The organism is Olsenella uli, assembly GCF_016899935.1.
In the GTDB taxonomy this organism is placed as follows: Bacteria; Actinomycetota; Coriobacteriia; order Coriobacteriales; family Atopobiaceae; genus Thermophilibacter; species Thermophilibacter uli_B.
The window spans coordinates 256,542-271,375 of the sequence record NZ_JACJJK010000003.1; the positions used below are offsets into that span (position 1 = coordinate 256,542).

At 68.2% G+C, this 14,834-nt stretch carries 13 protein-coding genes; 6 read left to right on the plus strand and 7 right to left on the minus strand.

Features of this window, described 5'->3' with window-relative positions:
- Window positions 1-9 precede the first annotated feature (9 nt).
- On the plus strand, window positions 10-771 hold the full coding sequence (locus tag H6A07_RS04310; RefSeq protein ID WP_204813694.1) for a hypothetical protein: 762 nt from the start codon (window positions 10-12) through the stop codon (window positions 769-771).
- Between the two features lie 6 nt (window positions 772-777).
- On the opposite strand, the gene H6A07_RS04315 is transcribed toward H6A07_RS04310, so the two are convergent.
- Window positions 778-2,262, minus strand: coding sequence for a C69 family dipeptidase (locus H6A07_RS04315; RefSeq protein WP_204813695.1), 1,485 nt, complete (start codon window positions 2,260-2,262; stop codon window positions 778-780).
- A 376-nt stretch (window positions 2,263-2,638) separates the two neighbouring features.
- Between H6A07_RS04315 and H6A07_RS04320 the strand changes: the two genes are divergently transcribed.
- On the plus strand, window positions 2,639-3,667 hold the full coding sequence (locus H6A07_RS04320) for a 3-deoxy-7-phosphoheptulonate synthase (protein ID WP_204813696.1): 1,029 nt from the start codon (window positions 2,639-2,641) through the stop codon (window positions 3,665-3,667).
- A 59-nt stretch (window positions 3,668-3,726) separates the two neighbouring features.
- Here the strand turns inward: H6A07_RS04320 and pflA are convergent, their stop codons facing one another.
- From pflA to H6A07_RS04345, 5 genes are all read right to left on the minus strand, one after another.
- Entirely contained in the window at window positions 3,727-4,527 is an 801-nt protein-coding gene (gene pflA, locus H6A07_RS04325; protein ID WP_204813697.1) for a pyruvate formate-lyase-activating protein, read from the minus strand.
- Window positions 4,528-4,530: 3 nt separating this feature from the next.
- On the minus strand, window positions 4,531-4,782 hold the full coding sequence (gene grcA3 / locus H6A07_RS04330) for an autonomous glycyl radical cofactor GrcA3 (RefSeq protein WP_204813698.1): 252 nt from the start codon (window positions 4,780-4,782) through the stop codon (window positions 4,531-4,533).
- 34 nt (window positions 4,783-4,816) lie between these two features.
- On the minus strand, window positions 4,817-6,907 hold the full coding sequence (pflB, locus tag H6A07_RS04335; protein WP_204813699.1) for a formate C-acetyltransferase: 2,091 nt from the start codon (window positions 6,905-6,907) through the stop codon (window positions 4,817-4,819).
- Between the two features lie 412 nt (window positions 6,908-7,319).
- Window positions 7,320-7,958, minus strand: a complete 639-nt coding sequence (locus H6A07_RS04340; protein WP_204813700.1) for a DedA family protein — start codon at window positions 7,956-7,958, stop codon at window positions 7,320-7,322.
- A 159-nt stretch (window positions 7,959-8,117) separates the two neighbouring features.
- Entirely contained in the window at window positions 8,118-9,353 is a 1,236-nt protein-coding gene (locus tag H6A07_RS04345) for an iron-containing alcohol dehydrogenase (protein ID WP_204813701.1), read from the minus strand.
- 128 nt (window positions 9,354-9,481) lie between these two features.
- Here H6A07_RS04345 and H6A07_RS04350 point away from each other — a divergent pair, with 128 nt between their 5' ends.
- The gene (locus tag H6A07_RS04350; protein ID WP_204813702.1) at window positions 9,482-9,679 is read left to right on the plus strand and encodes a hypothetical protein; all 198 of its coding nucleotides are present in this window, start codon (window positions 9,482-9,484) and stop codon (window positions 9,677-9,679) included.
- A 115-nt stretch (window positions 9,680-9,794) separates the two neighbouring features.
- Here H6A07_RS04350 and H6A07_RS04355 read toward each other — a convergent pair whose 3' ends face one another.
- A complete protein-coding gene (locus H6A07_RS04355) occupies window positions 9,795-10,358 on the minus strand; it encodes a GNAT family N-acetyltransferase (RefSeq protein ID WP_204813703.1) in 564 nt (187 codons plus the stop codon).
- Between the two features lie 177 nt (window positions 10,359-10,535).
- On the opposite strand from H6A07_RS04355, the gene H6A07_RS04360 reads away from it, so the two are divergent.
- The 3 genes from H6A07_RS04360 to H6A07_RS04370 all read left to right on the plus strand — a co-directional run.
- Window positions 10,536-10,847, plus strand: coding sequence for a metal-sensing transcriptional repressor (locus H6A07_RS04360; protein ID WP_204813704.1), 312 nt, complete (start codon window positions 10,536-10,538; stop codon window positions 10,845-10,847).
- An 83-nt stretch (window positions 10,848-10,930) separates the two neighbouring features.
- Window positions 10,931-13,534, plus strand: coding sequence for a heavy metal translocating P-type ATPase (locus H6A07_RS04365; RefSeq protein WP_204813705.1), 2,604 nt, complete (start codon window positions 10,931-10,933; stop codon window positions 13,532-13,534).
- A 413-nt stretch (window positions 13,535-13,947) separates the two neighbouring features.
- The coding region (locus tag H6A07_RS04370) for an InlB B-repeat-containing protein (RefSeq protein WP_204813706.1) at window positions 13,948-14,834 on the plus strand (887 nt) is incomplete at its 3' end.

Sequence of the window (14,834 nt, forward strand, 5' to 3'; positions counted from 1 at the left end):
TGACCTGCCATGAACCTGCCTGACCACGACATCGCATTCGCCGTGGACCCCGAGCTCAAGGAGCACTGGCTGGACGGCTGGAGCAAGACCAGCGGGAGCGGCCGGGCGGCGCGCGGCCTCGTACTGGCGGGGCTTGTCGGCGCGGTCCTCTTCTGTGCCCTCGCGCTCCTGACGACCGACTTCGGCGCGGTCGCGCGCGAGGTGGCGGACTCCGGCGAGACGCCGGCGCTCACGCACCTGACGTTTCTGTGCGTGGGCGCGGTCTGCTGCCTCGTCCTGGCGGCGGTCGCCGCGCTCTGCATCCGGCGCTTCGAGACGTCGGCGAGCCGACGTATCACGGGCGAGCGCCTGGTCATCGACCGCGAGGGCTACCTCGTCTACGTGCGCCGGGACGAGCGCGAGCTCGTGGACACCGGTGACGGTCGCTACTTCTGGGGCCGTGCGGGCGAGGGGAGGCGCGTCCGCGCGAGCGTGGCGTATCTCCCCGCCTGCGCGTTCTACCTGCTCGATGAGTACCGCGAGCTGGTCATCTTGCCGCAGCGCCCGGGGGCGCTCAGGGAGCGAGCGTTCGCGAGCGAGCGCGAGCTCGAGGCGTCCGGCGCCCTGCGGGGCCGGCTGAACGTGGGGCACGGCGCGCCGGCCGACCTCGCTGCCGACGCACCCGACGATCGCGAGCTGGGCCTCGAGCTGCTCCCGTACTTCTCGCCCGACCTGACGCAGACGCTCCGGGACCTGGGCGTGCCCGAGGCCCCGGAGCGCCGCGCGGGCTAGCCGCGGCTAGTTGTCGCTGCGGGAGAAGCCGTTCCTCATCCGCATGCTGGCCTCGTAAAGCACCTTGTCGAGCAGGTCGTCCGTCTCGCGGCGGCACTCGTCGGCGACGGCCTGGTTGCAGGCCTCGAGGTCTCCGTCCTCGGCGTCGCAGGCGAGCACCATCGCGGCGCAGCGGCTCGCAAGGCGCTCCTGGTAGCGCTCGACGTGCGGCAGGCACGCGGCGTAGGCGGCGTCGGCGAGCGCGGCGACGAGGCGGTTGGCCCAGTAGAAGCTGTCGGTGGTGACGTGCGTGGTGGTGTCGGCGAGGTAGGCCGGCGTTCCGGTGACGTTCGCGTAGAACGGCACGAGCGCGTTGAAGGCGTTGCTCCCGAGGGAGACCCACTGCAGCGCCGCTCGGCTCGCGTCCACGCACGGGCGCAGCTGCAGCACGGCGAGCTGGCAGTTGCGGTTGATGCCGATGGGGCGGTAGAGCCCGCGCGCGGACGCGGGGCCGTTGCCGTAGGGGTCGTAGGGCGTGCCCTGGTAGTGCAGGGAGAGCACGTACTTGACGTCCTCGATCGTGACCTTGCGCTCCGGCTCGCGACACCAGGGGATGCTATTGCTCTCCGGGCCAAAGTCGGCGCCCGGCGCGGCGGTCTCCCAGGGGCCGGCGTGCGGGCTCAGGAAGCGCTGCATGTCCCAGGCGCGCGGCGTGTTGTAGACGTGGTCGGCGTCGGAGTGGCTGCCGAAGGCGTCGCGCGGGTTGAAGTGGCCGGCGGAGACGCCGACCGTGAGGTCGAGGTGGTGGGCCTCCATCCACTCGCGCAGGTCGGCGGAGCAGAGGTGTTCGCGCTGCTCGCCGAAGGCGTCCGTGAGGTCGAAGTCGTCGATGCCGAGCTGGTTGGGCATCGTGACGTAGGAGTCGTCCGGCACGCGACGGGCGATCCAGTGATGGCCGCCCACGGTCTCGAGCCACCAGATCTCGTCGGCGTCGGAGAAGGCGATGCCGTTCATCTCGTAGGTGCCGTAGCGCTCGAGCAGCGCGCCGAGGCGCAGCGCGCCGTCGCGCGCACTCGTGGCGTAGGGCAGCACGAGCGTGACCATGTCCTCTTCGCCGATGCCGCCCAGGCGCTCGGGCTCAAAGCCCGGCTCGCCCTCGGTGCCGCGCGCGGCGCGGTACTCCACGAGCGGGTCCGCAGCGAGCACGCGCTCGTTGGAGGTGAGGGTCTCGGTGGCGCTCATCCCGACGTTGCGCTCGTTGAAGCCGGCCGCCTCCCAGAGGCCCTCGCGCAGGTCCGCGTTGGGCATCGCCGTGTAGCGGGTGCCGCCCTCGGGCAGCGTGATCTCCAGGTGGGAGATCACGCTCTTGTAGACGTCGCCCGCCTTGGGCGCCTCTCGAGCGACGAAGCGCTTGGCCTCGAACTGGCCGCCGGGGGAGTCCTCGTTGCGCGCGACGATGGTTGACCCGTCGTAGCTGGCCTTCTTGCCGACCAGGATGGTGGTGCAGGGCATGGTGCCTCCTTCTGGGCGTGACGTTCGGACGTGCGCCACCATCTTAGCGCGGCCCTCGGGCTGCAAAACGGGCGCTCGTGTGATGATCGACGCGTTTTCGGCGCAAAACGGGCGTTCGTGTGATAGGAAAACCGCTCCGAAAGCCGAACCTCGAAGCCGCTCCGCCGCGTTTCCCCAGATAGCAGTATCAAGTAGTGAAATCAGATATGAAGACGGGGCTGATTTTCCATCACACGAGCGCCCGTTTTGCTTCCAGAGGTCGGCAACCATCACACGAACGTTGCTTTTGTGCAAACGCCCTGCGGCTACGTTGCGCCGAGGCCGGCCGGCGCGCGATAATACCCCGGTTCGCACCAGCGTCGAAAGGCCGACCCGCATGTCGATGAAGTTCAAGCGTCTCTTGCCCATCCCCAAGGACATCCGTGCCGAGATGCCGCTCTCTGCGGAGATGACCGCGCGCAAGGAGGCCTTCGACGCCGACGTGACGCGCGTGCTGCGCGGCGAGGACGACCGCCTGCTGCTCATCATCGGCCCGTGCTCGGCGGACCGTGAGGACTCCGTGCTCGACTACGCCACCCGCCTGGCCAAGCTCGCCGATCAGGTGCACGACCGCCTCGTCGTGATCCCGCGTGTCTACACCAACAAGCCGCGTACCAAGGGTACCGGCTACAAGGGCCTGCTCCACAACCCCAACCCCGAGGCCGCCGACGACCTGCTCGAGGGCGTCAAGGCCATCCGCCGCATGCACCTGCGCGTGGTGGAGGAGACCGGGCTCTTCACGGCGGACGAGATGCTCTACCCCACGAACTACCAGTACCTCATCGACGTGCTGGCCTACATCGCCGTGGGCGCGCGCTCCGTGGAGAACCAGGAGCACCGCCTCGTTGCCTCGGGCGTGCCCATGCCCGTGGGCATGAAGAACCCCACCGGCGGCTCTACCGACGTCATGCTCAACTCAATTTACGCCGCTCAGCAACCGCAGACCTTCATCTTCCGCAACTGGGAGGTCTCCACCACGGGCAACCCGCTCGCGCACGCCGTGCTGCGCGGCTACGTGGGCCTCGACGGCATCAACTACCCCAACTACCACTACGAGTACCTCGAGCGTCTGGCCGAGAAGTACACGGCGGCGAGCTTCGAGAACCCCGCCGCGATCATCGACTGCAACCACGACAACTCCGGCAAGCGCCCGTTCCAGCAGATTCGCATCTGCCACGAGGTGCTCGACTCGATGAGCCGTTCCGACACGATCCGCCGCCTCGTGCGCGGCTTCATGGTGGAGTCCTACCTCGTGGACGGAAACCAGCCCGTGGGCGGCACCACCTACGGCCAGTCGATCACCGACGCCTGCCTCGGCTGGGACAAGACCGAGCGCCTGGTGAGGGAGATTGCCGAGCGCGCATAGGCGCCGGACGGGCCTGCGGGCCCCGAGCGCTTGGTGAGCTGCTTACAAGCCGGACTTTGCTACTTTCCGCGCTCGGCGCGCCGGGCGGCGCGGGCACGCAGCGCGACGGCGCGCAGCTCCCTGGCGCGCGCCGCGTCCATTGCCCTCACGCCCTCGAGGGGGTAGGCGAGGCCGAGGCTCTCGTACTTGGGCTTGCCCAGCGTGTGATAGGGGAGGAAGTCGAGGCCCACCACGTTGTCCCAGTCCCCGATGATGCGGCCCACGCCGGCGCACTCCTCCTCGGAGTCGGTGAGGCCGGGCACCACCACGTGGCGGACCAGCGTGGGGACGCCGCGTCGCGCGAGCTCTTCGCCCAGCTCGAGGGCGTGGCTCGCGGGCATGCCGCAAAGGGTCTCGTGCAGGGTGGGGTCCGAGGTCTTGATGTCGAGAAGGACCAGGTCGGTCTCGTCGAGCAGCTCGGAGAAGCGCCCCGCGCGCCTGGCGGAGAACGGAGCGGCAGAGGTGTCCAGACAGGTGTGGATGCGGCCGGCGGGCGCCGTGTGGGCGACGCGGAAGAGGGCGGCCACGAAGTCGGGCTGGGCCATCGGCTCCCCGCCGGTGACGGTGATGCCGCCGCGCCGGTAGAAGGGACGGTTGCGCTCGAATGCCTCGAGCAGCTGGCCGACGGTCTTCTCGGTTCCCCCGCCAAAGTCCCAGGTGTCGGGGTTGTGGCAGTACCGGCATCGCATGGGGCAGCCCTGGCAGAACACCACGAATCGCGTCCCGGGCCCGTCCACCGTCCCGAACGTCTCTATGGAGTGGACCCGCCCGCGCACGGCGAGCGGGTCCACGGCTCCGCGTGTGTCGACGGTCGCGCCCACGCGCTACATCGACTCGTGGAAGGTGCGGCTGATGACGTCGTCCTGCTGCTTCTTGGTGAGGGAGTTGAACTTCACCGCGTAGCCGGAGACGCGGATGGTCAGCTGCGGGTACTTCTCGGGGTGGGCCTGGGCGTCGAGCAGGGTCTCCTTGGTGAAGACGTTGACGTTGAGGTGGTGGCCGCCCTCCTCGACGTAGCCGTCGATCATGTTGACGAGGTTGTCGACCTGCTCGTTGGAAACGGTGGCGGTGGTCATGTCCATGTCCTTTCTCGTGGGTTGGGCCCGGCAACTAGCAGCAGGCGCAGTCGGGGGCGGGGTTCTCGATCTGGATGTCCACACCGAGGGCGTCGAGGTCGAGCTCGTCGAACATCACGGCGTCGTCCTTGCCGAGGGCACCCGGGACGATCGAGAACGTGTTGGAGATGCCGTCCTGGGCGTCCTTGAACGGCAGCTTGGCCACGCTCGCCAGCGACGCGACGGCGCCGTGGGTGTCGCGGCGGTGCATCGGGTTGGCGCCCGGGGCGAACGGCTCGCCCGCGCGGCGGCCGTCGGGCGTGTTGCCGGTGGCGTTGCCGTAGACGACGTTCGAGGTGATCGTGAGGATCGAGGTCGTCGGGACGGAGTTGCGGTAGGTGTCGGTCTCGCGGACGTACTTCATGAAGATCTCGACCACGTCGTGGGCGATCTGGTCCACGCGGTCGTCGTCGTTGCCGTACTTGGGGAAGTCGCCCTCGACCTCGTAGTCGGTCACGAGGCCGGTCTCGTCGCGGATCACGCGCACCTTGGCGTACTTGATCGCGGAGAGCGAGTCGGCCACGACGGAGAGCCCGGCGATGCCCGTGGCGAACCAGCGGTGCACGTGTTCGTCGTGCAGGGCCATCTGCAGGCGCTCGTAGCAGTACTTGTCGTGCATGTAGTGGATGATGTTGAGCGAGTTGACGTAGACCTCGGCGAGCCACTGCATCATGTCGCGGTACTTGGACACGACGTCGTCGTAGTCGAGGTAGTCGCCCTCGACCGGGCGGAACTTCGGGCCCACCTGCTCGCCGGTCTTCTCGTCGCGGCCGCCGTTGATGGCGTAGAGCAGGCACTTGGCGAGGTTGGCGCGGGCGCCGAAGAACTGCATCTCCTTGCCGAGGCGCATGGAGGACACGCAGCAGGCGATCGCGTAGTCGTCGCCGTGGTAGACGCGCATGAGGTCGTCGTTCTCGTACTGGATGGAGCTCGTGGTGATGGAGATCTTGGCGCAGTAGCGCTTGAAGGCCTCGGGCAGGCGCGTGGACCAGAGCACCGTCAGGTTGGGCTCGGGGCTGGTGCCCATGTTCTCGAGGGTGTGCAGGTAGCGGAAGGCGGTCTTGGTGACCATCGAGCGGCCGTCCACGCCCATGCCGCCGAGCGACTCGGTGACCCACTGCGGGTCGCCGGAGAAGAGCTCGTTGTACTCGGGCGTGCGGGCGAACTTAACCATGCGGAGCTTCATGACCAGGTGGTCGATGATCTCCTGCGCCTCGGCCTCGGTGATGACGCCGTTCTTGAGGTCGCGCTCGGCGTAGATGTCCAGGAACGTGGAGTTGCGGCCGATGGACATCGCGGCGCCGTTCTGCTCCTTGACCGCCGCGAGGTAGCCGAAGTACAGCCACTGCACGGCCTCCTGGAAGTTCTTGGCGGGCTTGGAGATGTCGAAGCCGTAGATCCGGCCGAGCTGGCCCAGCTCCTGCAGGGCGCGAATCTGCTCGGCGAGCTCCTCGCGGTGGCGGATCGTGGCCTCGTTCATGGTCTTCTGCGTGCCGGCGTGCTCGGCCTTCTTCTCCTCGATGAGGCGGTCGACGCCGTAGAGGGCCACGCGGCGGTAGTCGCCGATGATGCGGCCGCGGCCGTAGGCGTCGGGCAGGCCCGTGATGATGTGGCTGTGGCGGCAGGCGCGCATCTCGGGCGTGTAGACGTCAAAGACGCCGGCGTTGTGGGTCTTGCGGTAGTTCGTGTAGATGTTCACGATCTCCGGGTCGACCTCGTAGCCGTTCTGCTTGCAGGCGGCCACGGCCATGCGGATGCCGCCGTTGACCATGAGGGCGCGCTTGAGGGGCTTCTCGGTCTGCAGGCCCACGATCTTCTCGAGCGGCTCGTCGATGTAGCCGGCTTCGTGGGAGGTGATCGTGGAGACGACCTTGGTGTCCATGTCCAGGACGCCGCCGGCCGCGCGCTCCTGGGCAAAGAGGTCCATGACCTCGTCCCAGAGCTTGGTGGTGCTCTCCGTGGGGCCGGCGAGGAAGGACTCGTCGCCGTCGTAGGGGGTGTAGTTGCGCTGGATGAAGTCACGGACGTCGATCTCGTGCTCCCAGTTGCCGCCGACAAAGCCGGCCCAGGCCTCCTGCTGACTCACTGCTCACGCTCCTTTTCCGAGAACGGTCGTTGTGCTGCCGCGCGGATAACGGCACATCCCAACCTACCAGAGTTGGGCCCCCGCATGGCCGAGAAAGTTAGCCAAGGTTGAAACGTCCCGTTCACCACAACATATAGTGTTGAGTTCCGAGCCCATTGCCCAACCCGTTGGGGTCTCACAGTATAGTATGAAGACCGGACAACAAGCGCCGAGAAGGGCGGGCGGGCCGAGGTCCTTCTCGGCGGACGAGCCGCGCGATCGGCGGGACGTGTTGGCGACCGTGGCCAGAACCTCACAGGTGGCGAGACTTTTTCGAAACAACGTAATGCCAAACGTTATATTTGGCCGAAAAGAACCACCACCTGTGAGGTTTTGCGTCAGGCGAGAAGAACGTGCGGCTGCGGGCGCGGCCCTACTCCTGCTCGCCGCGCTCGCGCAGGGCGGGCAGCACGCGCTTGACGACCCACCACACGGCCACGGCCACGATAATCACGATGATCACGTACTTGACCACGTCGGAGACCCACTCGGCCTGCTCGGTCACGGTCTCCCAGGCGCTGCCGGCCGCTGCGCCGAGCGAGCAGAGAATCGTGTTCCACACGGCGGAGCCCAGCAGCGTGTAGAGCGAGAAGCGCACGACGCTCATCTTGGCGGTGCCGGCGGGGATGGAGATGAGGCTGCGCACGATGGGGATGCAGCGGCAGATGAGCACCGTCACCTGGCCCTTGCGGTCGAACCAGTCCACGGCGCTCGCGATGTCGTCCGGCTTGAAGCCCAGAAGGCGCATCGGGCGCGTGCCGAAGAACGTCATGAGGCGCTCGCGCGAGAGGAGCCGGCCCACGCCGTAGAGGATGTAGGCGCCGGTGACCGAGCCGATGGTGGCCGCGACGATCACGCCCGGCAGCGTGAGCTCGGTCGTGGTGGTGAAGAAGCCCGAGAGGGGGAGGATCAGCTCGGACGGGATGGGCGGGAAGACGTTCTCGAAGAAGATGAGAAACCAGACGCCGATGTAGCCGAACTGGCTGATGAGGTTGGTGAACAGCTCCTCCATGGGGCTCCTTTCGCGGTGAGGCCGCGCACCATTATCGCCGCCCGGGAGGCCGGACGGCGAATCATCAACGTTTGCACAGAAGTCGGCGGGCGAGAAGGACGGCGCGGTCCGGGCGCGGCCGGAGCGGTGGTCCTTCTCGCCCGCGCGCGCCGGCGGCCCCTAGAGCGCGGACTCGTAGATTTCGCGCACGTCGTCGAGGGTGAGGCGCATGAGGTCGCCCAGCTCGCGGCCCTTGTTCTGCTCGAGCGTGTCCAGCAGCGCCGGGATCTGCTCGGCCGTGACGCCCAGCTCGCCGAGGGTGCGCGGCATGCCGAGGGAGACGAAGAAGGCCTGCAGCTCGTCGATCGTGGCGGTCACGGCGTCACGGACGGCATCCTCGGGCGTCACGTCCACGCCGTCGGCCGCCGGGTCCACCGGCTCGATGCCAAAGACGTCGCGGCCGAAGGAGAGGAAGCGCTCGGGGTTGGCGCGCCAGACGTAGCGCATCCACGCGGGGAAGACGACTGCGAGGCCGGCGCCGTGCGTGATCCGGGCGTCGTGGGCGGAGAGCTCGTGCTCGAGGGCGTGGCTCTCCCAGCCGCCGGCGCGCGTGAACGGCTTTGCGTTGCGGCCGAGGCCCGCGAGGCCGTTGTGCGCGAGCATGCCCGCCCACATGATGTTGGCGCGCGCGTCGTAGTCCTCGGGGTCCGCAAGGGCGCGCGGCGCCTCCTCGACGAGCGCGCGGACGATCCCGCAGGCGATGTTGTCGGTCACGGGCACGGGACCTGCGCTGGAGAAGTAGCGCTCCATGACGTGCGCGCACATGTCGGTCACGCCGGCCGCGGTCTGGTAGGCGGGCAGCGTGAACGTGAGCTCGGGGTCCATGATCGCGAGCTCGGGGCGGTTGAGGTCGGTGGAGAGACCGCGCTTGAGGCAGAGCTCGTCGTTGGTGATGACGCAGGAGTCGCTCGCCTCCGATCCCGCAGCCGGGATCGTGAGGACGCAGGCCACGGCGGGCTTGCCCTCGGCGACGGGCGCGGCCGTCTTGGCAAAGAGGTCCCAGACGTCGCCCCCGTAGGCCACGCCGAGCGAGACGGCCTTGGCGGTGTCGATGGCCGAGCCGCCGCCCACGGCGAGGATCACGTCGGCGTGTGCGGCGCGGGCGGCCGCGACGCCCTCGCGCACGTGGGCGACGCTCGGGTTGGGGCGCGCGCCGCCGAACTCCTGGTGGGCGACGCCGGTGGCGTCGAGGGAGGCGAGCACGCGCGCGAGCGTGCCGGTGCGGACCACGGAGCCCTGCCCGTAGACGACGAGCGCGCGGGCGTGGCCGGCTGCGGCGAGCTCGGCGCCGGTGCGCTCCGTGACGCCGCGGCCAAAGACGAAGCGGGTGGGCGAGAAGAACGTGAAGTCGTTCACAGGGGCTCCTTTCGTGGCGGGTACGAGAAGAGCTTACCGCTTGCATGGAGCTGGCGCGCCGCTTACGTCGCTCTGACGCGTGCGCGCTACGGTGAGCGTGCGGAGTTCTCCCGGTCGAGGAGGTTGCCATGCTGGGTGAGAGGATCTGTGGGGCGGAGGCGCCGTACCTGCGTCGGCTTGGCACCCTGAGCGGGCTGCTCTGCGGGGCGGCGGCGCTTCTCGGCATGCTGCTCGTGGCGCTGCAGCCGACTCTCGAGAACGTCGTCGCGCTTCTCGTCTGCGCGGGCCTCTCCGGTGCGGGCGCCCTGGTCGCGCGGGACAACTGAGCGCGCGACGTTTGCGCTGCCGTGCCCGCCGCCGGCCCCAATTTCCTGCAACTACGCGCTCGTATCGGTACGCGACCTACGATGACCCGCGGGTTCGCGAGTTTCCACTCGCCGGTTAGGGGAGATCGCCCTTCTCGCCCACCGCTCGGTTGCGCTCCCACTCCGCGCGCGTGACGGACAGGACGTGCTCGACGCGCCCCTCCGCGTCGTACAGGCCCCGCTCGCTGAGCCCGAGCTTCTTCATGACGCGGCGGCTCTGCAGGTTGCCTTCGTAGTGCTTTGCCCAGACGACCTCGAGGCGCAGGTCGTCGAACGCGTGGGCGAGCAGCGCCCGCGCCGCCTCGGGCATGTAGCCGCGTCCCCAGAGCGGGCGGGCGAGCCAGTAGCCGAGCTCGGCCTCGCTCGCGTCGCGCGCCACGTCGGACGCCGCGCCAAACTTGAGGCCAATGGCGCCGACCGGCTCGTCCTCGGGCTCGCGGTCGCGGACCACGATGGCGTAGCTCTCCGGCACGGCGAGCACCTCCCGGATGATGCGGGCGCTCTCCTCGACGCTGCCATGCGGCTCCCAGCCGGCGCGCGGGCCCACCTCGGGGTCGCGAGCCCAGCGATAGAGCGCGGGCGCGTCCGTCGCGGCCCACGGGCGCAGCGTCAGGCGGGGCGTCTCGAGCCGGATGGTCATGGCAGGCTCCTCTTCTCAAGCGGTCAACACCCCGCATTATGCGATTTCCGACGGAATCGGTGCCCGGAATGGTGGAGGTCGCGTATTTGCTCTGCTGCCTTGTTTGACAGGTACCCCACGGGGGTATAGAGTACCTTGTAATAAGCCCCGAGGGGGTATCTGGACAAAGGAGGGACCGTGCCCGAGAAGAACGACTGCCCGCACTGTGGTGCCCTCAAGCACACGCCGCGCTCGCCCGAGCTCAAGGCCAGCGTTGCGCGCAGGATCAACCGTGTCGTGGGGCAGCTGGGCGGCATCAAGACGATGGTGGAGGAGGACCGCTACTGCGGCGACGTCCTCACGCAGCTCGCGGCCGTGGAGTCCGCCGTGAAGGCCATCTCGCGCGAGGTGATGCGCGACCACCTGGAGACCTGCGTGGTCGAGCGCATCCAGGCCGGGGACACCGAGGTCACGGCCGAGGTTATGGACCTCTTCCGCAAGTTCATGTGACCTGTGAGTTGGGGACAGTCCCTAATTCACATAAAAGTTTTCTGTAATTTGGGGACTGTCCCCAACTGGCAGATGGAGCCTCGATGAGAGAGACCTTTGACATCACGGGCATGACCTGCGCGGCATGCTCGAGCCGCGTGCAGAAGGCGGCCGGGGAGGTGCCCGGCGTGGCCTGTGCCAACGTGAACCTGCTCAAGAACTCGATGGAGCTGGACTTTGACGGCGCTCCGGAGACCGAGGCCGCCGTCATCGCCGCCATCGAGAAGTCCGGCTACGGCGCCGTGCCCCGTACCCACGCGGGCGAGAAGAACGCCGTCTCCACGCCTGCCGAGCGTCCCGGCGCCGCAGCCGAGCGTGCCATCGCCGAGAAGCGCACCCAGCTCATCGTCTCCGCGGTCTTCTCAATCCCGCTCTTCTATGTGGCCATGGGGCCGATGTTCGGCTGGCCGCAGCCGGCGCCGCTTGCGGGCGAGGCCAACCTCATGGCGCTCGGCCTCACGCAGCTTCTGCTCTGTTCGCCCATTCTCGTGGTCAACCGCCACTACTTCGTCACCGGCTTCCGCACGCTCTGGCACCGTGCGCCCAACATGGACTCGCTGATCGCGCTTGGCAGCGCGGCCTCGGCCGTATGGAGCATCGCGCAGCTCTACCGCATGGCGTGGGCGTTGGGCGCCGGTGACCCGTCCACGCTCCACGCTGCCGCGCACAACCTCTACTTCGACTCGGCCGGCATGATCCTCACCCTCATCACGCTGGGAAAGTACTTCGAGGCGCGCGCCAAGGGCCGCACCACGGACGCCATCGCCGCGCTCATGGACCTCGCGCCCAAGACGGCCACGGTCGTGCGCGACGGCGTCGAGGTCACGGTGCCCGCCGAGGAGGTGGCGGTGGGGGAGCGCGTGATCGTGCGCGCCGGCGAGTCCGTGCCGGTGGACGGCGTGGTCGTCGAGGGCACGGCCGCCGTCGACGAGTCCGCCATCACCGGCGAGTCCGTGCCGCGCGAGGTGGCCCCCGGCGACCGCGTGACCGGCGCGACCGTCTCCACCAGCGGCTGGTTTGCGATGGAGGCCCGTGCCGTCGGTGACGACACCACGCTCGCCGGCATCATCCGCCTCGTGGACGAGGCCACCAGCTCCAAGGCCCCGATCGAGCGCATGGCGGACAGGATCGCCGGCGTCTTCGTGCCCGTGGTCATCGCCATCGCGGCGGTGACGTTCGTGGCGTGGCTCGTGCTCGCCGGCGACGTGGCCACGGCGCTCACGCATGCCATCTCCATCCTGGTGATCTCCTGCCCGTGCGCGCTGGGGCTCGCCACGCCCACGGCCATCATGGTGGGCACCGGCCGCGGCGCCGCCAACGGCATCCTGATCAAGTCCGCCGAGGCGCTCGAGACCGCCTGCGACGTGGACGTGGTCGTGCTGGACAAGACCGGCACCGTGACGGCGGGCAAGCCGCGCGTGACCGACGTGTGCCCCGCGCCGGGCGTGGACGCGCGCGAGCTGCTGCGCGTGGCCGTGGCGCTGGAGCGCAAGAGCGAGCACCCGCTCGCCGCCGCCGTCTGCGCCTACGCGGACGAGACGGGCGCGGCGGCCGAGAAGAACGCTCGGGTCGAGAGGTTCGAGCAGGTCCCGGGCGGCGGCCTCTCTGCGCTCGTGGACGGTGTGTCCGCGCTCGCCGGCAACGCGCGGCTTATGGAGGCGCGCGGCGTGGGGCTCGGTGCGCTCGCGGACGCCGCGGCCGAGCTTGCGGACGACGGCAAGACGCCGCTGTTCTTCTCGCTTGACGGACGCATCCTGGGCATGATTGCCGTGGCCGACCCGGTTAAGCCCACGAGCGCGGCCGCCGTGGCCCGCCTGCGCGCGATGGGCGCCCGTACCGTGCTGCTCACCGGCGACCAGGAGCGCACCGCTGCGGCCGTGGCGCGCCGGGTGGGCGTGGACGAGGTCGTCGCCGGCGTGCTGCCCGCGCAGAAGGAGGCCAAGGTCCGCGAGCTGCAGGAGGCCGGGCACACCGTGGCCATGGTTGGCGACGGCATCAACGATGCGCCGGCGCTCGCCCGCGCGGACGTGGGCATCGCGATCGGCGCCGGCACGGACGTGGCCATCGGCTCGGCCGACGTGGTGCTCATGCACTCCGACCCGGCCGACGTGGCCACCGCGATGGAGCTCTCCCGCGCCACGATGCGCAACATCAAGCAGAACCTCTTCTGGGCGCTCTTCTACAACGCCATCTGCATTCCGGTGGCGGCGGGCGTGCTGTCCCCCTGGGGCGTCACGCTGAACCCGATGATCGGCGCAGCCGCCATGGGCTTCAGCTCCGTCTTTGTGGTGACCAATGCGCTACGCCTGCGCACCTGGAAGCCGAGCGAGCGCGCCGCCCAAGAGGCCACCCCGGTCACCGACGTGACCGTGTCCGTGAAGGAGGCGGCCGCAGACGTCGCCGCCGAGTCAGCAACCGATGCCAAGAGAGAGGACAAGACCATGACCAAGAAGCTCAACGTGACCGGCATGATGTGCCAGAACTGCGTCAAGCACGTGACGAAGGCGCTCGAGGGCGTCGAGGGCGTGAGCGACGTGAGGGTCGACCTGGAGTCCGGCACCGCCACCTGCGAGGCCACCGACGCCGTGAGCGACGACGCGCTCGTCGCCGCCGTGGCCGACGCCGGCTACGAGGCGAAGGTGGCGTAGGCGAGAGGGGCGAGGGCGTTCGTCCCGTTCCCTGAGGCGGCCGGGAGGCCCGCGGGTTGGTCCGCGGCCTCCCGGCCGTTTTTTCATGCGCGAGGCCCGCCGGCTCGCTTCCGGCTTTTCTGCTGTCTTGTTTTAAGGAACAGAAACAGGGTCCCTACGCTAAAAATAGAACGACAAAAGAGGCGTCGAATATTAAAACATGCAGTAAAAGAGCTATTGAAATGGATGCTAAAGAGAAATGACCCCTCCCCATAAAGTAATGGTCAGAATATGTAGGTTGTCCCCCCGTTACTAAATTTCAGAAACAATTACAAACATGACGTTCCACTACTATTCAGCTAAATCGGGCAACAGGACCCTCGTGTCCAGACACGCCCGAGACCACGTGTGGCTAGGAGAAGGGAACGTTAGGAATGGATTTGAAGAACAAGGGGAAGCTGGCGGTAACCGCCGGTCTCACCACGGTGCTCGCGCTGAGCCCCGTCGCGGGCCCCGTGGTCACGGCGCTCGCCGCTGACGGTGACACTTCTGCGACTGCCAGCACCGAGCAGGCTGCAGCTGATACGCAGGTTGCTGTCTATGTCAATGGTATCGTCTATGGTGACTGGAACATGCCGAGCCAGGCCGGCATTGTCAGTGATTTTCCGAAAAGCGATGCTCCTGAGGGCAAGGTGTTTGCCGGAACCTGGACTGTTACCGGAACGGATGGTACCGTTTCATGCGGCAAGACGTTTGATGAGCTTGCAGGCAATTGGAGCAATGTCGCGTCCATTGCCGCTGAGTACAAGGAGGCCGAGGCTCCTGTCGAGGACACCGTTGACCTGACCTACAAGGTCACCAGCCCCGCCGACAGCTCCTCCTACGAGATCGTCTCGACGGCCGACGAGAACGGCCACGTCGCCGCGCCGGCCGACCCCGTGGTCGACGGCTACGTCTTCACCGGCTGGGCCGTGAACGGCGACGCTAACAACATCTACACCTCCGGCGCCATCGCCTCCACCGCGTGGACCGAGGACACCTACTTCGTGGCTCAGTTCGTCGCCGAGCCTGAGGCCGCCGTGCAGCTGACCTACCAGGTCACCAGCCCCGCCGACGGCTCCTACTACGAGATCGTCTCGACGGCCGACGAGAGCGGCCACGTCGCCAAGCCGGCCGACCCCGTGGTCGACGGCTACGTCTTCACCGGCTGGGCCGTGAACGGCGACGCTAACAACATCTACACCTCCGGCGCCATCGCCTCCACCGCGTGGACCGAGGACACCTACTTCGTGGCTCAGTTCGTCGCCGAGCCTGAGGCCGC

What these genes read in the sequence shown, in the direction of transcription:
- H6A07_RS04310 (WP_204813694.1), top strand. Translation starts at nt 10, where the DNA reads ATGAACCTGCCTGACCACGACATCGCATTCGCCGTGGACCCCGAGCTC.
- grcA3 (WP_204813698.1), bottom strand. Translation starts at nt 4,782, where the DNA reads ATGACCACCGCCACCGTTTCCAACGAGCAGGTCGACAACCTCGTCAAC.
- H6A07_RS04320 (WP_204813696.1), top strand. Translation starts at nt 2,639, where the DNA reads ATGTCGATGAAGTTCAAGCGTCTCTTGCCCATCCCCAAGGACATCCGT.
- H6A07_RS04365 (WP_204813705.1), top strand. Translation starts at nt 10,931, where the DNA reads ATGAGAGAGACCTTTGACATCACGGGCATGACCTGCGCGGCATGCTCG.
- H6A07_RS04355 (WP_204813703.1), bottom strand. Translation starts at nt 10,358, where the DNA reads ATGACCATCCGGCTCGAGACGCCCCGCCTGACGCTGCGCCCGTGGGCC.
- H6A07_RS04340 (WP_204813700.1), bottom strand. Translation starts at nt 7,958, where the DNA reads ATGGAGGAGCTGTTCACCAACCTCATCAGCCAGTTCGGCTACATCGGC.
- H6A07_RS04315 (WP_204813695.1), bottom strand. Translation starts at nt 2,262, where the DNA reads ATGCCCTGCACCACCATCCTGGTCGGCAAGAAGGCCAGCTACGACGGG.
- H6A07_RS04350 (WP_204813702.1), top strand. Translation starts at nt 9,482, where the DNA reads ATGCTGGGTGAGAGGATCTGTGGGGCGGAGGCGCCGTACCTGCGTCGG.